At 46.3% G+C, this 22,092-nt stretch carries 28 protein-coding genes; 14 read left to right on the top strand and 14 right to left on the bottom strand.

The window, feature by feature from the left end; genetic code table 11:
* Positions 1 to 24: 24 nt before the first annotated feature.
* On the top strand, positions 25 to 828 hold the full coding sequence (locus AACQ84_RS15815; protein ID WP_012305541.1) for an ABC transporter ATP-binding protein: 804 nt from the start codon (positions 25 to 27) through the stop codon (positions 826 to 828).
* Positions 785 to 1,621 carry an ABC transporter permease gene (locus AACQ84_RS15810; RefSeq protein ID WP_012305540.1) on the top strand — a complete coding sequence of 279 codons (837 nt, stop codon included), beginning with the start codon at positions 785 to 787 and terminating at the stop codon, positions 1,619 to 1,621. Before AACQ84_RS15815 ends, AACQ84_RS15810 begins: the two co-directional genes overlap by 44 nt.
* A gap of 76 nt (positions 1,622 to 1,697) precedes the next feature.
* Here AACQ84_RS15810 and AACQ84_RS15805 read toward each other — a convergent pair whose 3' ends face one another.
* Positions 1,698 to 2,393: a response regulator transcription factor gene (locus AACQ84_RS15805; RefSeq protein WP_012305539.1), complete on the bottom strand. Its 696-nt coding sequence runs from the start codon at positions 2,391 to 2,393 to the stop codon at positions 1,698 to 1,700.
* On the bottom strand, positions 2,390 to 3,517 hold the full coding sequence (locus tag AACQ84_RS15800) for a sensor histidine kinase (protein ID WP_012305538.1): 1,128 nt from the start codon (positions 3,515 to 3,517) through the stop codon (positions 2,390 to 2,392). The genes AACQ84_RS15805 and AACQ84_RS15800 overlap by 4 nt, the downstream gene beginning before the upstream one ends.
* A gap of 343 nt (positions 3,518 to 3,860) precedes the next feature.
* Here AACQ84_RS15800 and kdpA point away from each other — a divergent pair, with 343 nt between their 5' ends.
* The 7 genes from kdpA to AACQ84_RS15765 all read left to right on the top strand — a co-directional run bounded on the left by kdpA (position 3,861) and on the right by AACQ84_RS15765 (position 10,759).
* Entirely contained in the window at positions 3,861 to 5,567 is a 1,707-nt protein-coding gene (gene kdpA, locus AACQ84_RS15795) for a potassium-transporting ATPase subunit KdpA (RefSeq protein WP_012305537.1), read from the top strand.
* Positions 5,568 to 5,631: 64 nt separating this feature from the next.
* A complete protein-coding gene (gene kdpB / locus AACQ84_RS15790; protein WP_012305536.1) occupies positions 5,632 to 7,719 on the top strand; it encodes a potassium-transporting ATPase subunit KdpB in 2,088 nt (695 codons plus the stop codon).
* A gap of 106 nt (positions 7,720 to 7,825) precedes the next feature.
* Positions 7,826 to 8,530, top strand: a complete 705-nt coding sequence (locus tag AACQ84_RS15785) for a response regulator (RefSeq protein ID WP_234991374.1) — start codon at positions 7,826 to 7,828, stop codon at positions 8,528 to 8,530.
* Between the two features lie 47 nt (positions 8,531 to 8,577).
* A complete protein-coding gene (locus tag AACQ84_RS15780) occupies positions 8,578 to 8,829 on the top strand; it encodes a potassium-transporting ATPase subunit F (protein ID WP_012305534.1) in 252 nt (83 codons plus the stop codon).
* Positions 8,830 to 8,831: 2 nt separating this feature from the next.
* Positions 8,832 to 8,975 carry a hypothetical protein gene (locus AACQ84_RS15775; protein ID WP_156785490.1) on the top strand — a complete coding sequence of 48 codons (144 nt, stop codon included), beginning with the start codon at positions 8,832 to 8,834 and terminating at the stop codon, positions 8,973 to 8,975.
* A gap of 43 nt (positions 8,976 to 9,018) precedes the next feature.
* Entirely contained in the window at positions 9,019 to 9,591 is a 573-nt protein-coding gene (kdpC, locus tag AACQ84_RS15770) for a K(+)-transporting ATPase subunit C (RefSeq protein ID WP_012305532.1), read from the top strand.
* 61 nt (positions 9,592 to 9,652) lie between these two features.
* Entirely contained in the window at positions 9,653 to 10,759 is a 1,107-nt protein-coding gene (locus AACQ84_RS15765; protein WP_012305531.1) for a sensor protein KdpD, read from the top strand.
* Between the two features lie 476 nt (positions 10,760 to 11,235).
* On the opposite strand, the gene AACQ84_RS15760 is transcribed toward AACQ84_RS15765, so the two are convergent.
* From AACQ84_RS15760 to AACQ84_RS15740, 5 genes are all read right to left on the bottom strand, one after another.
* Positions 11,236 to 11,631: a type II toxin-antitoxin system VapC family toxin gene (locus AACQ84_RS15760; protein WP_012305530.1), complete on the bottom strand. Its 396-nt coding sequence runs from the start codon at positions 11,629 to 11,631 to the stop codon at positions 11,236 to 11,238.
* On the bottom strand, positions 11,632 to 11,850 hold the full coding sequence (vapB, locus tag AACQ84_RS15755) for a type II toxin-antitoxin system VapB family antitoxin (protein WP_041444072.1): 219 nt from the start codon (positions 11,848 to 11,850) through the stop codon (positions 11,632 to 11,634).
* Positions 11,851 to 11,866: 16 nt separating this feature from the next.
* Positions 11,867 to 12,175, bottom strand: a complete 309-nt coding sequence (locus AACQ84_RS15750; protein ID WP_012305529.1) for a hypothetical protein — start codon at positions 12,173 to 12,175, stop codon at positions 11,867 to 11,869.
* A gap of 183 nt (positions 12,176 to 12,358) precedes the next feature.
* A complete protein-coding gene (locus AACQ84_RS15745; RefSeq protein WP_049761764.1) occupies positions 12,359 to 13,243 on the bottom strand; it encodes a tyrosine-type recombinase/integrase in 885 nt (294 codons plus the stop codon).
* Between the two features lie 69 nt (positions 13,244 to 13,312).
* Positions 13,313 to 13,678 carry a hypothetical protein gene (locus AACQ84_RS15740; protein ID WP_041444073.1) on the bottom strand — a complete coding sequence of 122 codons (366 nt, stop codon included), beginning with the start codon at positions 13,676 to 13,678 and terminating at the stop codon, positions 13,313 to 13,315.
* 230 nt (positions 13,679 to 13,908) lie between these two features.
* Between AACQ84_RS15740 and AACQ84_RS15735 the strand changes: the two genes are divergently transcribed.
* The 4 genes from AACQ84_RS15735 (at position 13,909) to AACQ84_RS15720 (ending at position 15,994) form a co-directional block, all read left to right on the top strand.
* Complete coding sequence (locus tag AACQ84_RS15735; RefSeq protein WP_012305526.1) at positions 13,909 to 14,505, top strand: ParA family protein; 597 nt, start codon at positions 13,909 to 13,911, stop codon at positions 14,503 to 14,505.
* Positions 14,502 to 14,747 carry a hypothetical protein gene (locus AACQ84_RS15730; RefSeq protein ID WP_012305525.1) on the top strand — a complete coding sequence of 82 codons (246 nt, stop codon included), beginning with the start codon at positions 14,502 to 14,504 and terminating at the stop codon, positions 14,745 to 14,747. Before AACQ84_RS15735 ends, AACQ84_RS15730 begins: the two co-directional genes overlap by 4 nt.
* A gap of 92 nt (positions 14,748 to 14,839) precedes the next feature.
* Positions 14,840 to 15,010, top strand: coding sequence for a hypothetical protein (locus AACQ84_RS15725; protein WP_012305524.1), 171 nt, complete (start codon positions 14,840 to 14,842; stop codon positions 15,008 to 15,010).
* A gap of 474 nt (positions 15,011 to 15,484) precedes the next feature.
* The gene (locus AACQ84_RS15720; protein ID WP_012305522.1) at positions 15,485 to 15,994 is read left to right on the top strand and encodes a helix-turn-helix transcriptional regulator; all 510 of its coding nucleotides are present in this window, start codon (positions 15,485 to 15,487) and stop codon (positions 15,992 to 15,994) included.
* 600 nt (positions 15,995 to 16,594) lie between these two features.
* Here the strand turns inward: AACQ84_RS15720 and AACQ84_RS15715 are convergent.
* The 6 genes from AACQ84_RS15715 to AACQ84_RS15690 form a co-directional block, all read right to left on the bottom strand.
* Entirely contained in the window at positions 16,595 to 17,068 is a 474-nt protein-coding gene (locus tag AACQ84_RS15715; protein WP_012305521.1) for a hypothetical protein, read from the bottom strand.
* 11 nt (positions 17,069 to 17,079) lie between these two features.
* On the bottom strand, positions 17,080 to 17,454 hold the full coding sequence (locus tag AACQ84_RS15710; protein WP_012305520.1) for a hypothetical protein: 375 nt from the start codon (positions 17,452 to 17,454) through the stop codon (positions 17,080 to 17,082).
* Between the two features lie 20 nt (positions 17,455 to 17,474).
* Complete coding sequence (locus AACQ84_RS15705) at positions 17,475 to 18,104, bottom strand: ParM/StbA family protein (protein ID WP_041444124.1); 630 nt, start codon at positions 18,102 to 18,104, stop codon at positions 17,475 to 17,477.
* A gap of 36 nt (positions 18,105 to 18,140) precedes the next feature.
* Positions 18,141 to 18,461: a hypothetical protein gene (locus tag AACQ84_RS15700; protein WP_012305519.1), complete on the bottom strand. Its 321-nt coding sequence runs from the start codon at positions 18,459 to 18,461 to the stop codon at positions 18,141 to 18,143.
* A 149-nt stretch (positions 18,462 to 18,610) separates the two neighbouring features.
* Complete coding sequence (locus AACQ84_RS15695) at positions 18,611 to 20,011, bottom strand: ISKra4-like element ISSysp7 family transposase (RefSeq protein WP_012305518.1); 1,401 nt, start codon at positions 20,009 to 20,011, stop codon at positions 18,611 to 18,613.
* 4 nt (positions 20,012 to 20,015) lie between these two features.
* Positions 20,016 to 20,660 carry a plasmid pRiA4b ORF-3 family protein gene (locus tag AACQ84_RS15690; protein WP_012305517.1) on the bottom strand — a complete coding sequence of 215 codons (645 nt, stop codon included), beginning with the start codon at positions 20,658 to 20,660 and terminating at the stop codon, positions 20,016 to 20,018.
* 138 nt (positions 20,661 to 20,798) lie between these two features.
* Between AACQ84_RS15690 and AACQ84_RS15685 the strand changes: the two genes are divergently transcribed.
* Complete coding sequence (locus AACQ84_RS15685; protein WP_012305516.1) at positions 20,799 to 21,359, top strand: recombinase family protein; 561 nt, start codon at positions 20,799 to 20,801, stop codon at positions 21,357 to 21,359.
* Between the two features lie 208 nt (positions 21,360 to 21,567).
* On the opposite strand, the gene AACQ84_RS15680 is transcribed toward AACQ84_RS15685, so the two are convergent.
* Positions 21,568 to 21,909, bottom strand: a complete 342-nt coding sequence (locus tag AACQ84_RS15680; RefSeq protein ID WP_012305514.1) for a hypothetical protein — start codon at positions 21,907 to 21,909, stop codon at positions 21,568 to 21,570.
* Positions 21,910 to 22,092 lie beyond the last annotated feature (183 nt).

The following is a 22,092-nucleotide window of genomic DNA, read 5'->3' as shown; positions in this document are numbered from 1 at the left end:
CCTATTAACTTCCTTATTCCTTCCATGTCCGTCATCACCACCCACAATTTAACTAAACGCTTCGGCCTCAGAGCTGCTGTGGATACTTTTAGTTTGTCCGTTGAGCCAGGGGAAGTCTTTGGTCTCCTTGGGCCTAATGGGGCTGGCAAAAGCACCCTGATTAAAATGCTGACAACGCTACTACCCTCTAGTTCAGGACAGGCGATGGTCGCCGGATACAATGTTCAGCGTCAGCCGATGGAAGTCCAACGACGGATCGGCTATGTGCCCCAGGCGCTTTCGGTGGATGGCACCCTAACGGGCTATGAAAATATGCTGATTTTAGCCAAACTCTATGGGGTTCGTCGTCGCCAGCGCCTAGAACGAATCCGAACAGCGCTCCATTATGTGGGCTTAGACACCGTGGCCCACCGCTTGGTCAATACCTATTCGGGTGGCATGATCCGTCGTCTCGAAATTGCCCAGGCGACCTTGCATCGACCGCCAGTGCTGTTTTTAGATGAACCCACAGTCGGGCTGGATCCGGTTGCTCGTAAAGCGATGTGGGATCTGATTTTGCAACTGCGGCAGGATCACAATACCACCATATTTCTGACGACTCACTTTATGGATGAAGCGGATGTGTTGTGCGATCGCCTTGCCATTCTCTACCAGGGACAACAGGTGGCGATCGGCACACCCAGCACCCTAAAAACAGGCATTCCCCAGACAGATGCCACGCTAGACGACGTATTTATCCACTACACCGGTGACTATTTCACCACCCAAGAAGACGGAGGCTATCATGACACTTCAACCACACGACGGACTGCAAAACGGCTGGGCTAAACCCACTAACCTTCAGTTTGCCACGACCGAATTTCTTCACAAAACCCTCGTTACCGCCGAATTAGAAATCCGCAAGCTACGGCATGACCCAGTGCAACTCTTTACCCGAGCGGTGCAGCCAGTGTTATGGCTGACCATTTTTGGGCAGGTGTTCACCCAGGTGCGGGGCATTCCCACGGGCAATCTGACTTATATTGACTTTATGACACCAGGAATTTTGGCCCAGAGTGTCTTGTTTATGTCAATTTTTACTGGGTTGCTTGTTATCTGGGAGAAAGATTTAGGTATCTTGCACAAGCTAATGGTGAGTCCGGCTCCCCGCTCAGCTCTGGTGCTGGGAAAGGCCATTGGTGCCGGGGTACGATGCCTATCACAGCTTGTTATTGTCTATTTGGTAGCCATTTTCTTGGGGGTCAATCTGGATTGGCACCCGCTAGCCATATTAGGGGTGGCGATCGCCGTTATGCTGGGGGCCATTCTTTTTTCGGCTCTGTCCCTATCGGTGGCTTGTTGGGCACAAACCCATGAGCGGGTTATGGGGGTTGGCCAGTTGATGATGATGCCTCTGTTCTTTGCCAGTAATGCCATTTATCCAATTTCCATCATGCCGCCATGGCTACAACTCCTCTCGCGACTGAACCCACTCACCTATCTTGTTGATGCCCTGCGCAACCTAATGTTAGTTGGCTCTGTAGAAAGCTATGGCTTACTCACAGATTTTGCGGTGCTCCTTGGCGGTGCAACCGTTTTGGTTACCCTCTGCGGCAGGTTATATCCTCGTCTGGTGCGATAACCAGCTAAATACCCTCAAACTTCCAGAGGCTCCAACGGAATGTGATTTTAAGTAACAGAAAAGAAAAAATTAAGTTTTAGCTATCGATCGCTGGATTTTTAGACAGATTATCAGTCTTAATTAAGCCATGTCGCAGTGCGATGACAACTGCCTGGGTGCGATCGCGGGCCTCTAGCTTTTGTAAAATAGCATGGACATGAACGCGCACGGTACTTGCGGCAATGTAAAGGGTTTCAGCAATTTCAGAATTACTTTTACCGTTGGCAATCAGCGCTAAAATCTCCCCTTCTCGCTGGGTTAGGGGATTATCTTGCGCCGGGACGGATCGAGGCATTTCAGCCATGGGCTGCTGAAACTGGGCGCGAATTTGTTGAGTAGCCTGGGCATCCCACCAAGAAGCTCCTGCTGCGATGGACTGAATGGCCAAAATTAATGACTCGGCGTCCACGCCTTTGAGGCAATAGCCTTGGGCTTGGGCTTCGATAAGGCGATTAATCAAGGTGGGTTGAGAATGGGAGGTCAACACGAGGATGGGTAATTGGGGCTGCTGCTGCTTGATTTGACGACAGGTTTCAACGCCACCGATGCCTGGTAACCCTACGTCTAAAATGATAATGTCAAATTCTTGCTTGGTTATTAAATCAAGGGCTGTTTCACCATCTTCAGCTTCTGCGGTGATTTCTAGCAGTGCTTCTTGCTGGAGGCGTGTGGCTAGTCCTAGCCGGAATAGCTCATCGTCTTCAATTAATAAGACTTTAAGAGGTGAGGTCATACTGTCGTTTTGCTGGTGACAGAAATAGGTAACTGGTTGATATAAGCAGGTAAACGAAAAGCAAAGATTGCGCCTTGAGTATCGGATTCTGCCCAAATTGTACCGCCATGAGCTTCTATAATTTGGCGACTAAGATAAAGTCCTAATCCTGTACCTTTGGCTTGGCGATCGCCTTGACCCTGGTAGAAGCGATCAAACAAATGTGGCAACTCATTAGCGAGAATACCCTGTCCCTCATCTATGATTTGTACTTGGCAGTGACCATTGGTAGATCCCATGACCACCTGTACTGAACTGCCGCGTCGGGAATGGTTGACAGCATTTGACAATAAATTGACTAATACCCGTGAGAGCTGTAAGGCATCCCCATTGACGCAGTAAGACCGCCGAAAATCAGAATTTTCATCCCTCACCCGTAGATGAATTTGGCGCGAGGTGGCGAGGGGAACAACATCCGTCACGGCTTCTTCAACCAGAGTGAGTAAATCAACTTGTTGGCAATGTAGCCGTAACCCTTCAGCATCGTTGCGGTAAACATCCATCAACGTTTCCACCAGTTGCAACGTCTTTTGATGGCTGTGGGTCATAACGTCAAAGACGTGGTGTTGAGCCAGGGAAACCGGGCCAAAGTTTTCGCTACGCAACGCCTTTAATGTCTCCAGAGCCCCCAATAGTGGCGTTTTCAGATCATGGGTAAGGGTCGAAACAAAATCCTCCCGCATGCGGGCGAGTTGCTCCTGGGCTTGGATCTGTAATCGTTGCCGCGTAATGGCCTGTTCATAGGTTTGCAGGCGATCGCCTAAATAACCCGTAATCCCTAACGCGAGTACCGTAATCATACGATTTGCGACAGTTGCAGGCGTCACCATGCCGATTCCCGGAATCAATAAATTTAACAGCGTAAAGGCGATCGCCACAGCAGTTACCCAAATGGTGTCTCGACGGCTGAGCCGGGTGCTAGCGATAAGCACTGCCCCGACGTACAAATATCCAAAAATGTAGGGCGGGGGTGTGCTGTACTCCAGCAGGATAACCAAAATAAAGATGACCCCAATCAGCCAATGAATGCGATGACGGGCCTGAATTAACTGATCAAAATAGGAGGCAGATTTAGACCGGGTCATAGGAGAAATTGGGCCTACTTTAAGAATTAAAAGATACTGGGCAACTTAAATTATTTATCAATCTATTTATTTTAAGAGTTGAACTGGATAAACAGGCTGAATTTATATCATTTGATATAAATACTTATAGGCTTTGTCTAAACGCTTCTAAACAAATCCAATTTTTCTGCCTAATCCTGGCGATATAAATCCCACATAAACTCGACTCTATACCTTGTCAAAGCCATTAAAAAAGCGAAATAGTGTTGTTGTTATCAACCATTCTTAAGACTGATGAATACGGGATTTAAACACTCCAAAATTCAAACGTTTTATTTCCCTTATTAGTTAGGAGTTTCTTCCCATGACACAGGGATTTTTTCAACTCGCGATCGCCTTGGCAATTTTACTGTCAGTTGCGCCTTTTTTAGGCAGGTATATGGCACGGGTTTTTATGGGACAGAAAACCCTGCTCGACCCTATTGCTATCCCGTTAGAGCGATTGCTATTTACCATTGGAGGCTTTGCTAATCAGTCTTCGATGACGGGTAGAAAATATGTCAGTGCGGTACTGGTAAGCAACTTGGTGATGGGGATTCTGGTTTTCTTCATCTTCCTATTGCAAAGAGCATTGCCACTAAATCCGACTAATTTGACGGCCCCCAGTTGGCATTTGGCCCTGCACACTGCTATTTCGTTTGTCACCAATACAAATCAGCAACATTACTCCGGTGAAACCACCTACAGCTACTTTTCCCAGGTAGGGGCACTGGGTTTTTTAATGTTTACCTCAGCAGCAACGGGGATTGCAGTGGCGATCGCCTTTATTCGGGGTTTGACGGGAAATGCCCTCGGTAATTTTTATGTTGATTTGACTTTATCAATCACACGGATTTTACTGCCGATTTCGATTGTGGGGGCGATCGTCCTAGTGATTGCTGGTGTACCGGAGACATTCGCCGGGCCAGCCGTTGCCCAAACCTTAGAAGGTGCAACTCAATACATCGCCCGGGGCCCCGTCGCCCACTTTGAAATCATTAAAGAATTAGGTGAAAATGGCGGCGGCTTTTTTGGGATCAACTCGGCCCACCCCTACGAAAATCCCAATAACTTTGTAAATCTATTTACTAACATTATCATGCTGATCATTCCAGCAGGACTGATTTTGACCTACGGCATTATGGCGCGTAAACCCCGTCAGGGCTGGCTGATTTTTGGCATGGTCTTTATCTTTTATGTTCTTATGGTGGGCATCACTGCTTACGGTGAGTATGTCGGTAATCCGCTGGTGAACAACATTCTGGGTGAACAAGTTCCCAACTTAGAAGGTAAAGAAGTACGCTTTGGCTGGGCACTTACTGCACTCTGGGCAGTGTCTACGACCGGAACTATGTGTGGGGCGGTCAACGGGATGCATGACTCTTTGATGCCCCCTGGTGGGTTTGCCACCCTCTCGGATATATTTCTGCAAATTATTTGGGGGGGACAGGGTACAGGTACCGCCTACCTATTCGTTTTCTTGATTTTGACTGTTTTCCTGACCGGGTTAATGGTTGGACGCACCCCAGAATTTCTCAGCCGCAAAATCGAGAAACGGGAAATTGTCCTTTCTAGCATCATCTTACTGGCTCACCCGATCGCCATTCTGATTCCCGGCGCGGTTACCCTGGCTCTTCCTGAAGCTTTGGCAGGCATCAGTAACCCTGGCTTTCATGGCGTTTCCCAAGTGATTTATGAGTATGCTTCTGCTGCTGCGAATAATGGTTCCGGCTTTGAAGGCTTGGGAGATAACACTCTCTGGTGGAATCTGAGCACGAGCTTTTCGTTAATCGTTGGTCGTTATGTGCCCATCATTGCCCTGATTTATCTGGCCGACAGCATGGCCCAGAAACAATCAGTCCCAGAAACAGCTGGCACTCTTTACACTGACAGCTTTTTATTCACAGGTGTAACCGCAGGCACCATCCTCATTCTTGGAGCATTAACTTTCTTGCCGGTGCTGGCATTGGGACCGATTGCGGAAGGGTTTGCGATCGCCAAAGCCGCCGCTGAAGTTACGGCTGGGCTCTAACCCTTGATGAGTAATTGCTTCGCTGAACACCGTTAATCTTTAGTTTCTTAACCCATTACTAGCCATGACCAGTTCCATACAACCCCGCCATCAACCCGGTGGACCCCGCGAGGGGCGACGACACACCCCAAAAGTCGATATGTCAGGTCTTTACCAGCGGGCATTTAAAGAAGCGTTTTACAAACTTGATCCACGGGTGATGATCAAAAACCCCGTCATGTTTGTGGTGTGGGTGGGCACGATCATCACGATTTTGCTGACTTTCAACCCAAATCTCTTTGGCTCTGTGCCGGACAACTCAGTTTTGTTTAATGGTTTAATTGCCATCATCCTGTTCTTTACGGTTGTTTTTGCTAACTTCGCTGAAGCAGTAGCCGAAGGTCGGGGTAAGGCTCAGGCGGATGCGCTGCGCTCTACGAAGTCAGAGACAACCGCTCGCAAAATTTTAGCTAATGGCTCCATTGAGGAGGTTTATTCCACCAGTTTGAGCCGGGGCGATCGCATCAAAGTCATCGCAGGCGATATTATCCCCGCCGATGGCGAAGTGCTCGACGGCGTTGCCTCCGTGGATGAATCAGCAATTACTGGGGAATCTGCTCCAGTGTTAAAAGAAGCAGGTTCAGATGTAGCCAGTTCCGTCACGGGTGGCACCAAAATTATTTCCGATGAGCTGATCATTCAAGTAACCGCCGACCCAGGTAAAGGCTTCATTGATCGCATGATTGCCTTAGTCGAAGGAGCCGAACGCAGTAAAACCCCAAACGAAATTGCCCTGACGGTACTACTAGCGGTGCTGACCCTGGTATTTTTAATTGTCGTCGCCACTCTACCGACTCCAGCCGCCTATATTGGCAGTCCCGTCAGCGTAGCCATTTTGATCGCGCTGCTGGTGGCGTTGATTCCCACTACGATTGGTGGACTACTGAGCGCGATCGGCATTGCCGGGATGGACCGCGTCGCACAGTTTAATGTCGTGGCGACTTCTGGTCGAGCGGTGGAAGCCTGCGGCGACATCAATACTCTGGTGTTAGATAAAACTGGCACCATTACCCTAGGTAATCGTCTGGCCGAGGAATTTATTCCTTTGAATGGTCATAGTTTAGAGAAAGTCGCAGCGGTGGCGCTGGCTGCCAGTATCTTTGACACCACCCCTGAAGGAAAGTCCATTGTGCGATTAGCGCAGCAGCAAGGAGCCGCGATCGCCTTCGACAAAGATGCGGCGGAAGCAGTAGACTTCTCTGCCCGTACCCGCATGAGCGGCATAAATTTAACCGATGGTGGCGAAATTCGCAAAGGAGCGGTGGATGCAATTCGCGGCTTTGTAAGATCCCGTGGTGGTACAGTCCCTGAAACTCTAGATCAAGCTTTTGAGCGGGTTTCTCGCTTAGGTGGTACACCCCTTGCCCTCTGTCAAGATGATGAAATTTATGGGGTAATTTACCTAAAAGACATCATCAAATCCGGCATTCATGAACGGTTTGACCAACTGCGACGGATGGGAGTTCGTACCGTCATGTTGACAGGGGATAACCGTATTACCGCTGAAGTGATTGCCCGTGAAGCTGGTGTCGATGACTTTGTTGCTGAGGCTACCCCTGAGGATAAAATTCAGGTCATTCAGGCGGAACAGGCACAAAGCAAACTGGTAGCCATGACAGGGGATGGCACCAACGATGCCCCAGCTTTAGCCCAAGCAAACGTTGGTTTGGCAATGAATTCCGGCACCCAAGCTGCTAAAGAAGCCGCAAACATGGTCGATCTTGACTCTGACCCCACCAAGCTAATTGACCTAGTCACGATTGGTAAGCAATTGCTGATTACGCGCGGCGCGTTGACCACTTTTTCCATTGCCAATGATATTGCTAAATACTTTGCCATTATCCCAGCGATGTTTGCAGCGGCGGGCATCGGCGCCCTCAACATTATGGGGCTGAATAGCCCTCAATCGGCTGTTCTGTCTGCTCTCATCTACAACGCTCTAATTATTCCAGCTCTGATTCCTTTGGCTTTAAAAGGAGTGAAGTTTCGTCCTTTGACAGCTAACCAACTACTGCAGCGCAACATGCTGATTTTTGGTCTGGGTGGAGTCATCGCGCCCTTTATCGCCATCAAGCTTATCGATGTTGTTGTTGGCAGAGTTGGTTTGGCCTAAAGGGCTCTACATCATGGTCTTTTTTCTTCATATACCGTTAATGTCCGAATCTTCGAATGTTCAAGCGTCTAGTAAATCTGAAATATCTTCAGCGGAGCTTACCCCGATGGAAAGTGCTATGACCTCGGCGACTATTTTGATCGTTTACCACGAGAAAGCAACCCGACTAATATTGACGAATTTTCTGCAACCGGAAGGCTACCGCATTTGTGGGGCAGCGAATTGGGAAGCTGCTTTTGAGCAGTTACAACATCAGACTATTGATCTAGTAATTTTAGATTTCGCCATTGCTCAACAAGTTGAAGGCGGGTACTTAGGAAAACTACTCTCGCTTTATCCCAGCATCCGCGTGGTGATGATTTGTGACCATTGCAGCTTGGAAGAGGCTGTTGATGCTATGAAACAGGGGGCGGTGGATTTCATTCATGAACCCCATGGTTATTTCCAACGTCCCTTTGAGCCTGATCATATTCGCACCGTCGTTGCTGAAGCCTTGAATCGTTCTCCTGCTGCTGGAGTACTCACAGATGACTTTAATGAGCTGATCGAACTAGCCCGCCAGTGTGCTCGACAAAAAAACTTTGACCAAGCCCGCAAGCTTATTGGTGAAGCGATGAAGCAGGCTCCGGAACGGCCAGAGTCTCTTACTTTATTGGGTTTGATTACTGAATATTTGGGCAATCGCCTAGAAGCCCTCAAACTTTACCGAGCTGCCTTGGGACTCGATCCGACCTATCAACCTGCTGACATGAACCTAGAGCGCGCCACCACTAATTTGAAGGCTCGTCCTCGTTTTGACGATGTCCTTTAGCGATAACCGTTCCACCACTTCCTAAAAATACACTTGGAGATCTGTTGATGAATAGATTTACCCTACGCCCCTTTGAAATTTGTAACGACTGGCTAGAGCGCCTACTACAACGCCGCACCCGGTTTGCTTTGGGGCTGTTTATGGCTCTGTGCTTAAACTTGGCGATCGCCCCTGCCCTCTATGCCGCAACTGGTAGCCTCAGTCGGGGGAATGCCTACGCCCTCGGTCTTCTCGGTCTGGTGGTCATTGGTCTTGCCGCCTATCTCACTACCGTTATTCTGAAACCGGAGAAATTTTGATCATGCTAAAAAGACTCATTAATCAGATCCGCGAACAGATTCGACTCGCTCGAATGAATCGCCAAATCCGCCAAGCAGAACTAGACAGAATTCGCGATCGCCACCGTCGCCGACATCCCGAAAAAAACAAAAATTCTGCTGATTAACTTTCCAACCCTTTCTTTATCAACCTCAATCCCCTTAAAAATCATGATTCAAGAGATTGCCACTAGCATTCGTACTACAGTCTTTCTTTGGTTACTTACTGCTTTGATTTACCCTTTGCTGATTTTCATGATCGGTCAGGGCCTTTTTCCAATCCAAGCCAACGGCAGTCTAATTGTGAATAACCAAGGGCAAGTCATTGGCTCTAGCCTCATCGGTCAAGCCTTTAGTAGCGAAGACTATTTCTGGGGTCGCCCTAGCGCAGTCAATTACAGTATCAGCGAAGATGCCGCCCCTACCGGACTATCCGGAGCGACGAACCTAGCTCCCAGTAATCCTGACCTGTTTGCATTGGTTAAGGAAAGAGCCGAAATCCTGCGGGCTGCCGATCTTGAGCCGACTGCTGACCTGCTCTACAGTTCTGGCTCTGGCCTCGACCCCCACATTTCTCCTACTAGTGCGATCGCTCAAATCGACCGGATTGCCGCCGCTCGTAATCTTTCCCCTGATGACTTAAAAATATTAATTGAACAGAATACCGAAGGACGATTCTTAGGAATTTTTGGTGAACCTGCTGTCAACACAGTCACCCTTAATTTGGCCCTTGATCAGCTCTAAAGCTTTGAAAACAGGAACTTTCTAGCCTGCATATTCTCTGACTATCCTCTTGCTCTTTTAGATGTACAACCCTACTGCGATCGCCGCTACTAACTACCAAATACTCCCCCGTCGAGGCAAACACAAAATTTTTATTGGCATGGCCCCTGGAGTTGGTAAAACATACCGAATGCTCGAAGAAGGACATGCCCTTAAGCAAGATGGTGTTGATGTGGCTATTGGCTTATTAGAAGCCCATGGGCGGGAGGAAACAACCCTGAAAGCTGAAGGCTTAGAGCTAATTCCTCGTAAACAAGTTTATTGTCGAAATGTTTTATTGCAAGAAATGGATACCGAGGAAATCTTAAGGCGATCGCCCCAGTTAGTCCTGATAGATGAACTAGCTCACACGAATATACCCGGCTCTAAACAAGAAAAACGTTATCAAGATGTTGAAAAAATTCTAAATGCCGGAATCGATGTCTATTCAACGGTTAATATTCAGCATCTAGAAAGCTTAAATGATCTCGTATATCGCATTTCTGGGGTTGTAGTAAGAGAACGCATTCCCGACCGAATCATTGATGATGCTGATGAAATTGTTGTAGTTGATGTAACCCCAGAAACATTACAAGAACGACTTCAGGAAGGAAAAATTTATGCGCCTGAAAAAATTGATCAAGCTCTACAAAATTTTTTTCGTCGTAGTAATTTAATTGCTTTAAGAGAATTAGCGCTACGTGAAATTGCCGATAACATTGAAGAAGAATCCATTTCTGAAACTAAAAATCTCCATTACAATATTCGAGAACGGGTTTTAGTATGTATTTCAACTTACCCAAATTCTATTCAGCTTTTACGCCGGGGCGCTCGAATTGCCAATCATATGAATGGACAATTGTTTGTGTTATTTGTAGCACCTGCGGGTAAATTTTTATCAAAATCAGAAGCATTACATATCGAGACATGCAAACGATTATGTCAAGAATTTACAGGGGAATTCTTAAGGATAGAATCACCGAATATTGTTACCACAATCGTCAAAATCGCAACCCAAGAACGTATTACTCAAATTGTTTTAGGGGAAACTCGTCGCTCCCGATTTCAATTATTATTCAAAGGCTCTATTGTACAGCAGCTAATGAGAGCATTACCCCAAGTTGATATACATATCATTGCCAATAATTAAAATTCAACTAACTGGACAAGAGAACGCACTTAAACAGCAAGCATCGATTATAAAAAGTATCGTCTCAATCCTCTATTCAGAAGATATCCTGATGAAAGCAAAGCCGTAAAGATTGCTCGAAAATTCAAGCATCTCCCCCCAAAGACGGCGTTTTTTTATGTTTTTATGAGAGTCCAAGATAAAGGACAAGATAAATTTGAATTCCGGGGACGAACGGGGGCGATCGCATAACCTCTACTGCTTCTAATGATTTTGATGCTCAAAAAAATGAAGAAGATCAATAACCATGACCTTGCCTCCAGGATCCGTTCTCCAATTTTTTTAACCTGCGGAATGTAGGAATTAGGGCAGCGCGAAAGTACAGGTATGTAAATTATTTTGTGCAAGCGGTCAAAATCAATAAATCAGTAACGAGATCGTAAGGCACAAAAAAATAGAAATAGACCAGTAGAGCCGATACCCTGATTGAGGGAGTTTCATCCGGAATAGAGCTTTAAATCTTCGAGATCATAGGTTCTAAATTTGGAGTCAGCAGTTACCAAAGTTAGGGAATGATTAATTGCTTGGGCAATGAGAATTCGATCAAAGGGATCGCGGTGGTCACGGTTTAGGGGGAGGTTCCGATATTGAATTAGATCATCTCGACTCAGATTTAAAGTATTGACCCTCAGAAAATCTATTTGCTCTAAAATGTCGTGATAATTGGAGTCTGCTGGCAGTTTACCAATATTGAACTTAATCGCTATTTCCCAGAGACTAGCGATACTTAAATTCAGATTTTCTCTCTGATCGAGAATTGCTTTAATCTCAGGACTTAGCCTTTTATCGGCGGCTAAATACCAGAGCAAAATATGGGTATCAAGCAAGTACATTTACATATACTCCGCCAATTCTTCTAGGGGTTCGTCAAAATCGTCGGGAACCACTAATTTTCCGGCTAAACTGCCATAACCGTACTTTTTCTCTGTTGGGAGAACTGGTGGCTGAGAATTTTTGAGATACTTTTGGGCAAGGAACTCGATAAAGTCTTCGACTTGCTTTTTGATTCCTGTAGGTAAGGCATTATATTTTTCAAGAATTGAAGGGTTCATGGCTAAATACTCTCCATTAAATAGATTCAGTCTTCCATAAATCCGGTGTGGCTTGGATATAGGTGGCGGGAATCCCCGTGATGTCTTGGCAGTTTTCAACGAATTGACGGGCATTAGCGGTAGTGCCAAAGCCAATCACGAATGGTAGGTATAGTTTTTTGCATAGGCTTCTTGGGTGGCTCGGTAAACGGTTGCCTCTGGGATTGTGCCACTCTCGGAACCGAAGATAAAGGCGACGGGTTTTAGGTAGGGTTTCTTCGCTGTTTTCATCGAGTTCACTGGCTTTGACCATTGCTTTGGTGGTAATACTCTGGGATTTGGCCAAGGTTTATGGGGCGGTTCCCGGAAATTCTCAGGACTGGCGACTGTTGTAAAATTCCTAACACTTCCGGGAGGGGTGATCCTCCAAATGGTTATAATTTCTCGCTTGTTTTGTCCGTTTCGCCATACCCCCTTACTTTTTTTGTCATACTTTTAGACAAATTTTAAACCGACAAAGGCGATCACCTTACAAGCTCAAATAATTAGCGCTGCCATCATCCCCACTGGCATGGAGGTAGCGGCTTGTGATCGCGATGTTGCCATGGCCTAGGGACTCACTGAGCAAATGCAAGTCGCAGCCGTTCTTAAGGGAGTGTGTCGCGTGGGAGTGGCGTAGGAAGTGGGGAGAAACTTGAACACCAACGCGATCGCCATTCGCCTTGACGACCCGGTAAACCTGAATCCGTGAGAGCTTGCTGCCATTATTTCCCTTGCGACTGCTGAAAACATAAGCAGAATCATTCCGTAAGGCTTCCAATTCATCCCATAGGCCAGTGGGAACCACGATAAACCGAACCTTATCCCCTTTCCCCATTACCTTAAGTTTTAGACCATTATCATCAGTCTGAATAAAGTCATCCCAGCGGATATTAATCAGTTCACTTACCCGAACCCCTAACAGGTACAGAGTCTTGATAATCAGCTCGTTTCGTAGCGTATCAGCATTCATGGCCATGGCCTGAACCTTGGGCTTAGTGATGATTCTCTCGATGCGGCAATCATTCTCTTTTGGTTGCTGGAGGAGCTTAGCAGGATTCAGGGTGATATATCCCGTGGCATGGCAAAACCCAAACAGGGAGCGAATGACCGCAATTTTATTTCGCCTCGTGTTCTGGGATTGCCATTGGAGGGAATCGAGCCAGTCCAACAGATCATCAAGGGTGATTTGGTTCAATGGTTTGGCGATCGCCGCCATGAAGTTACGGACGATATAGAAATAAGTCTTTTGGGTGGCAGATGACTTTTGGCTAGCCCATCGTTTCAGGATCTCATTGTCAGTGGTAGCAGTAGTCAATCTCCCTTGAGTGATCGGTTCGGTGATGGTGATGATGTTCATGCTGCTTTCCTTCATGGTTTTGGATGTAACTAAATTTTCGTTTTGTTACTTTCAGGCGTTTTTCGTCTTGTTTAAGATTTGAAATCAGTCGTTGTGATATCGATCCATATCTTGTTGAACTTGAGCAAAAAATTCATCGCCCCACCTGTCCTCAATTTTTGTCCATACCGCAATTAGTTCTGCTTGTGTTGCTTCGCTTACTTCTTTGCCTAAATATTTCTGTACTGTTTTGTGTAGAGAAGGTGAGTGAATATATTTTCGGATCTCTCTAACGATTTCTGGTTCCTCTAGCTTAGGGATAATGGTCTCTGGTGATGGTCTAGCAATTGTCCGTTGTGGGCTGAGGTAGCGAGTGAAAGCATCGTGCCAGTATGCAGCAAATATAATGCTGAAGTAAATCCCGCTAAAAAGAAATGCACCTCTGATTGAGATATCTAAGATTTGAGACATTTTTCGACAGTCAGCTCACAGCACTAAAGACGCAGTGCTCAAAAGGTTAGATCCTTTGCAGTGTATTGTCTGTAGCTTCAAGATGACATTACATTTTGCTTTTGATCTAATGCTTACAAAATACCAGAAAACCAGATTTACAGAATACCAGATTAATGATTCTCGTTTATTCTTTTACAAATCACGTACAATCGAATTATCTTTAAAACCAGACAACCAGATAGCCAGAAATGCAGATTATTACTGTCACTGGGTATAAAGGCGGAGTAGGTAAGTCAACGAGCGCAATTCATATTGCTGCCTATCTCGCCCGAAACCAGAAAACCATATTGATTGATGGTGACCCGAACCGAACGGCTTTGAATTGGAGTCAACGGGGGGAGATGCCTTTTACAGTTGCTGATGAAAGACAGGCGATGCGTTTAATTACGGGCCATGACTTTGTCGTGATTGATACCCCAGCACGCCCCAACAGTGACGATCTACAAGAATTAGCGAAGGGCTGTGATTTACTTATCCTGCCAACAACCCCGGATGTGGTGAGTCTTGAACCCATGTTGGCGATCGCCAATGATGTGGAAGACGCAAGATACCGAGCGTTACTAACGATTGTGCCACCCTACCCCAGCAAAGAGGGAGAAACCATGCGTAATGAGTTAATTGCAAACGGTGTCCCTACTTTTCAGAGCATGATCCGCCGTAGTGCTGCTTTTCAAAAAGCGGCTTTAGCTGGTAAACCAGTAAACCAGATGTCTGGTAGAGATAGAATTCCTTGGAATGACTTTGAGGCACTGGGTAAAGAAATGATAGAGGTATTAAGACAATGAGCGGCAAATTTGGAGACATCATCGGCAGAGCAAAACAAACCAGTAAACCAGATAACCAGATACCTAACCAACAAAATAATCAGCAATCTGATCAGTCCACCGAGACCGAAAAAATGGTGAATCTTTGTGTGAAGGTTCCCAAGTCTCTCAGGCAGCATTGGGCGGCAGAGGCTAAACGAAACGGCATCACCATGACAGAAGTAATCGTTGATGCTCTTAACCAGAAGTTTGGCAAACCATAAAACCAGATTTAATGCTATGGTCGCTTTTCTTTTGACGAAATGACCCCATAAAACCCCAGATTTTTCGTTGGGATTGTAGTTCAAAGAGCTGGGTGAATCTCCTTTTATTCAGGCAGGATGCAGTCGAAGCGGCTCTATCCCGCCGTTTCCTTTTAAACCAGTGGGAAAAGGCATCGGTGGGCAACCTCATCACAGTCATCAGGGCGATGCAGGATTTAGAGGAAATTATCGATGATGTCCCGGCGGCGATCGCCTCTTGCTAGAAGCTAAATGACCGGGTTAGAGGCTGTTTCATTTTGACTCTGCTGTCCGAAATGGAGGTAAAGGGGTTGAAGTAATAGGCGTTTGCTTAAGTTCAGTCATTGATAGGCTTGAGCTAATTTTTCTGTAACCTCTGAAAATAGCGTGGCTCGATAAAACCGCTCACTTGTCGATTGACAAGTAAAAAAATAGCACCTATCTTGGAATCAAGACATGAATCGAAATCGACATCCCAATAAAGCAATCGAAGCGACGCTGGAGTACGCAGAAGCTAACGGCTGGAGAGTGGAAATAGGCGGCGGGCATTGTTGGGGGAGACTCCTATGCCCCGAAAACAAGGGCTGTCGCAATCGTCTATTTTGCTTGCGCTAATTCGATTTGGTCTACGCCGAAAAATCCTCAAGGTCATGCCAGAAATATTCGTAAATGGGTTGATGGTTGTGATGGGAATAGGGAATGAATAAAGGACTAAAACCATGAAATACTATAACTTTGAGCTATCTTTCAGGCTCCCTGGTGTCAATACAAACCCTGAGCAATACTTAGACGCACTATTTGAGGCAGGCTGCGATGATGCAATGATCGGTATGGGCCGTAATGGGTTTATAGGAGCTGACTTTAGTCGGGAATCTGAATCTTTAGAGTTAGCTGTCGAGTCCGCAATTAAAGATATCGAGAGCGCTATTCCCGGAGCTGTACTGATTGAGGCTGGGCCAGATTTAGTCGGGGCTTCAGATATTGCTGCTATTCTCGGATGTAGTCGCCAGAATATTAGACAGCACCTGACAATGGCTGATGAAAACGGCCCTATTCCTGTATACCAAGGTAAACGCGACCTGTGGCATCTTGCAGAAGTTCTGATCTGGTTACGAGATGCTAAAGGGTTAAAAATTGAACCTGAACTAATAGAAGTCGCGGCTTACGTGATGACATTCAACTCGAATTGCCAGTCTAAAAAAACCAAAAAAGTAGCGGCCCTGGCTTAATCATCTATGGTCAACTACAAGCCTTTTTTTACGAATCCGATTCACGCCTGAGAGCGATTTATAAAGAAGGCTCCTCGGCGTAATAATTTTTCTTATGGTCGCCGCCCGCTTTGGCTGAACTTACCCTCAAAAGTTTCAACACATTCAAAAATCCTCTCAATTTTCCGACCTAAGGAAATCAGTCTCCGATAGCGGCGATTTTGCCTCCGTCAGAAAAAAACCTCCAGAGGTGCGTAATGTGTGGGGAAATTTTCTCTTCATTACCAGAAGGTGATTGATAATAACTGCTCGGTTATTTCTAGCTGTACGCTGGGGATTTGGTGATACTCTGTCGGCTTTTTGCTGGTGTTTTGCCCCCTGTTTGCTGGATATTCTCAATAAACCGGGATGGTGCGGCAGTTATTGCGAATATAATCTTTCTTGAGTTGTTCAGGCTTTAGTAAAACACCACTTAATCCCCACCAGATAACCAGCATTCCACCATCAAGACTAATTACAAACAATTGTACTGACTAAGGCTTCATTCGTCCGCCGCTTAAAAAAAGACCCCCATTGCGGGGGCCATCAACAAATGAGCCATGCTAGGAATTGAACGGATGGCTATTCGGCATCGGAGCTTGATTCTTCTGGCAGTGCGCGGATATCGGAAACATCTAAGGTTTCGTCTCCATACAGGGCGTCATCAAATCTCCGCTGAAATGCCTCGGAACACCCAATCTCATTCATCCGTTTCCAGAAGGAGTTAACAATGATTTGACGGGCTACAGCCTGTTGTTCCTTAATGATGCCTGGGGTCTCTTCAATGACCTGGTTGGCAAAGGTCATTGATTCTCGTGCCAGGAAATGGCTGAGTTCTGGTGTCACTACTGTTTGTGTTGGTTGATGGGTGACCAGGGCGATCGCCTGTTTGTAGGTTTTATTTTCCTGGCGCACGAAATACCAGACCTGCTCCAGTAAAGCTGTCTGGGCTGGGGTGAATTCCTCGGTGTTGAGATCAATGGCCAAAGCCCCCAAGACTTGGTTAAGTTTGGTCATTGAGGTTTTGTACTGGCTGATGATGTCTTGTTTATTCATGGGTCAATGCCTCAAAAGGTGTCCTTCGCAAATAATCTGGGGCTAAAACAGGGTGCCCCCTCAGCCTCAATCTCTTCTCTGTCTCTGCTGAATTTTTCCAAGCGTGACAGTGCTTGTGAATCTTCCAAGGATGAAGGAGAAAGACTGTTAATCAGGGCGGTCAGTTGGTTGATTTCTTGGGATAGCCGCCGGATTGATAATTCAGCTTGGTGCTGAATCTGCTCTGGTGTAACGCCTCGTTTTTGCAGAATGCGAGGATAGTGCAGGATCAAGAGGGCGTCTTCTAGTTCTTTCTGTAGACTTCTACCCTCACTCTGTTTGAGGTCTTCCAGGATCTGCCGCAGGGGACTATTTGCTTCACTGCGGAAAAAGTGTTGTTTACTCATTTTTTCATTGCTTCTATTTTTTATAGGCTGTGTAAAAGTCCGTAGCTGTCCACCAGGCGGCGGGCCATCACCCGATCCTTAATGCCTGATTTCACGACCCCCCGGGCCAGATGATTCGCCCAGCTCACTTTCCCTGATAAATGGCCCATGATTTCTTGTTCCAGGAGCATTGCTGCGCCACCACCGCACACCACATAGTCCACGGGGTTTTGTTCAGTGAGAAATAGCCGGATTTGTTGCCAATACAGAGGGAGACATTTTTTTATCTCCTGTTGGAGTTCTGGGCGGAGATTTTTCCCGGTGAAAATCATCTCTGCGAGGGCTATTTCATCCTTATGGCCTGTACGCTTCTGCACTTCTTGCACCAGCCACCGAAAACCGAGGTTATTGGTCACTGATTCCGCCACTGAAGGGGAACCCTTGTCGGTCACTAGCCATGAGGTATTGCGATGACCAATTACCAACACCGCCACCCGCGCTGACTGGGGATTAATTTTGGCTGGTAATCCCTGGAGAAAGAGTCCTGCTCCCTCTGGACAGATGGTGATTTCATTGATGTCTAATGAGAGCGATCTCCCACAGTATTCAAACTGCTCTTGGGCAGCAACGAGACTCTCCTCTAGGTGGTCTTTTGTGACATATTCGTCCAAGGGCAGCAGAATCCCTAGATCTATGGTTGGTGATTCCTAAAGCTGGCTCTGGATATGGGATAGGACTCCCAGAATTTTGTACAGAGCCTTGATGTATTTCAGGTCATTGTTGCGCACCGCAGAACCCTGAAATTTCTTGGCACCAGCACCCAGAAGATAACAAGTATCACCATGGGACACCCAAGCATTTTCAACGTGGGTATAGCCCATGCCCCACCCAGAGGATTGTGGGTAGTCTGAGGGAACCGCCGCGCAGTAGGGGGACATCACAAAACATTGGGTAGAAGCATTCTCTAGGCAATAGGCCACCTTCGTTGCACTACTACCGGGGTCAATCACGATTTTGAGTTTAGACATAATTTATTCCTCCTACTGATGAAGAGGAATTGCCCTGAACAGCACGGATAGAAGTGATTTATTTGTTACGCAACTTCATAATGGTTCGTCTGTAGAAGCTGTGATTGTCTTGGGCTGGTCTTGGTTGAGAGTGATTAAAAACGGGGGAATCAAGCAGCATTAGGCACTCCAGTCTCCTTCAGTGGCGGAGAATACCATCGGTCAACCACTTCTTTCCAGTCTTGATTTAGGACTTTAGTTCTCACCTGTAGTAATAGATGAGCACCCTTCGGAGTCCATCGCATTTGCTGCTTCTTCTCCATTCGTTTAGCCACGACTTGATTGACTGTAGATTCCACAAATCCCGTTGAGATGCGCTCCCCACAGCGGTAACGTTCTCCATAGTTGGGAATAAAATGGCCATTGTTCTGAATATACGTGTGGAACTCAGCAATAGCCCGCCGCATTTTTTTGAGTTTCGGATAATTACTTTCGAGAAAGTCAGCATCCTCCTCCAGCCATTCCAGCTCTTGTAATGCCCTGAAGACATTCCCATGCCAGAGATACCATTTGACACTCTTTAGCCTCTCTACCATAGACTTTCCATTGTCTAAATCATAGTGCTTCAACCCCCTGAGATATTGACTGAGCTGAGTGATCCGCATGGTGACATGAAACCAGTCCAGAAGATATTCCGCTTGAGGATTGAGAAATCGCTGCAAGTCTCGGACTGTATCGCCTCCATCAGAAAAGAAGGTAACCTGCTGATTCATTTGCATTCCTTGGGATTTTAGGAGTTCAAATAACCGTCGCTTTGGTTTGGTGTCATAGGTCTGGACAAAACCAAAGCTTTTGCTGGGTCCTTCATCTGGAATACTCTTGCCCACAATCAGTTCAAAATGGCGCTGTTGTTTACTCCCTTTAGAACAGTGAGCATGGATATAGGCACCATCAATTCCTACATTGAGGGGAAGCTCAGGTCGAGGGAGTTGCTCCCATTGGCGAGGGCTACCTTCTACATACATAATTTGTTCTTCTCCCAATTCATCATCGAGCTTTTGCCCCATTTGATGCAGGTGATATCTCACGGTTGAAGGATTAAGGGTGCCGTTCAATGGCAACACCTCATCAAGTAACTGGACACTCAGACCATAGGAAACCAGGGAGGCAAATTTTGTCTGCAGGTAAAGGTATTCAGGAGACTGCCGTTCAGTGAGGAGTAAGGCTAATGGGCTAAAGCTTTTTGTTGCTTGGGACTGGCAGGGACAATGAAAGAATCGAGGACTAGTTAATGTCAGCTTCCCAAATACAGAACGATAAATTAGCTTATGTTTCCCTTTACATTTACGCGGTTGACCACAGTCTGGACAAAACGCCTGTTGCTCTACATATTGACTGACCTGTGACGAAACCATTTCTTGTTGGATCCCTTGCAAAATCTGTTTTGATTCGGCCAAAGTCAAGCCTAGATTAGTAGGAGTCAATGGGCCTCGCTCCAATTGAGCGACATCCTCAATGATTTTTATGCTGCCATCATCGGCTTCAATCCTTAAGCTGATTTTGATATTCATAAGCCTAGAAAATAATGTCCTCTCGAAAAGCTGGGTCGTCACTCAAGGGATTTTGCTGTAAGCGATGATTGAGTTTTGGTAACTCAAGGTTGTCTAGTAACAGCCAATAACTCAGTTGCCGAAGTTCACTCAGATGTGGCTTAAGCTCATCATCTCCTTGGAAAAGAATTTCAGCCATGCGGTGGAGTACCATTCCTGTAGAGAATCCCTGTCTAAGTTCCTGGAAAGCCCAAGCCCCTCCACAATCTTCAATGGGGCCATTCCGTTTACCTTCAATACAAATCGGGTAAGTTTTTTCGGGCTCAAGTTCAGTTATCTTTTCAACTCGCAGTTGTACCTGCCAGTTATCGTAATAGTTGTACTCGTAGCGAAACCGTTCTCGCACCCGCAAACCCAGACTTAAGAGAGTTACAGAATGGGGATCATCGCTGAAGCATTCCCCACCAATATGATGGATGCCGTAGGAGTTGCCGTGGATGACGAAGCGATGTAAATATGTGTCGCTCCAGCCAAAAGCGATCTGTAGAATAAAATGTAGTTGAGCAATCGTTGTGTCGCCTCTCACTAGGAACCGACGCCAGATCATTGGGCTGACACCGGCAATAACAGCTTTGATCTGAAATGCATGTGAGCCTGAGCCACTATCCATACCACTACATCAACGAATAGACTCAATAGTCTTATAAAGTGTACTTTGCAAGAATGTGCAAAACAGTGTTTTATTTAATGTCTCATTATGGCTTTATCATCGTGTCTAAGACGTTATAAAACATTACGGTGAGTCATCATGGCGATGGTTGGCTACGCGCGAGTCAGTTCTGTTGGGCAGAGTCTGGAAGTTCAAATCGAGAAGCTCAAGCATTGCGACAAGATTTTCAAAGAAAAGTGCAGTGGTGTCTCGTACAAACGCCCTAGGCTTAAAGCCTGTCTTGAATATGTCAGAGAAGGCGACACATTAGTTGTGACTCGTTTAGATCGCCTGGCTCGCTCAACCCTGCACCTGTGCGAAATTGCGAAACAATTGGAATCTAAGCAGGTGAATCTTCAAGTGCTTGAACAGAGTATTGATACTGGAGATGCGACCGGACGGCTTTTATTCAATATGTTGGGGGCGATCTCCCAATTTGAGACGGAAATACGTGCGGAACGTCAAATGGATGGCATCCAAAATGCGAAAGCTCGTGGGGTTCAGTTTGGCCGTAAAAAGCAGCTCACGCCAAGTCAATGCCAAGAACTACGTAAAAGACGCTCACAAGGGGTATTAATCAAAACGTTGATGGAAGATTACGGCCTTTCTAAGGCAACTATCTATCGCTATTTGAAGGAAGCGGAAACGGTAAAAAGTTGATGAGAATTTAGATCCCTGTGATCCACTCTGAGTATACTTTCCCCCGTTTTTAATCACTCTCCTCTGGGAGTGGCATTTCAGCAGGATCAGCATAGGCCCAACCACTGCCTGGATTGACATTTTTAAGCCACTTTAGTTGAGATAGATCCATTTTGAGAAACCCCATATTTGTATTGGACAGAAAAAGAAAGTTGTTGAATATTGACCTCTATACAGAGGTAACCCTTAAGGATTGTTGCAATTGCAGGGCCGGTCTGAAGGTATCGAGATCAGCTTTGGTGCTCACCTCTTCTTCGCCTTCTTCACAGTCGTAGACCACGTAAGTCCAGATGCCAGGATTACCCGCTTTGGCGCTTTCTGCCTCGTAGAACGTGATAGTGCCATCGGCCTCACATTCGTAGTAAGCAGAGTAAACATCCTCCCAATTGAGGTCATTTTCTCGGGTGACGCGATTAACCTCAGCGAGGACACCAGCGATGTGGTGGGGTTGAGTTTCGACTTGGATAAGACGTACTTCGGACCAGATGAAATTGTGGAGTTCGAGGGCCATAGGTAATAAATTTTGAAAAGTTAGGATGAACGATGTAGCGAAGAAAAAGCAGACTGTTGATGAAACACATAGTAAGGGAAATTCCAGGCAATGTCAACAGTTTCTTTTGCAATATTGCGACATTGGTGGCAGAAGCTTTGTTGGGAGGACTTTTGGTAGTTTCCGGCAAAGCTTCTGATATTC

The sequence above is a fragment of the Picosynechococcus sp. PCC 7002 genome (assembly GCF_963860125.1).
GTDB lineage: Bacteria > Cyanobacteriota > Cyanobacteriia > Cyanobacteriales > MRBY01 > MRBY01.
The sequence above is the reverse complement of the archived record's forward strand: the minus strand, read 5'-3'. Positions and strand labels throughout refer to the sequence as shown.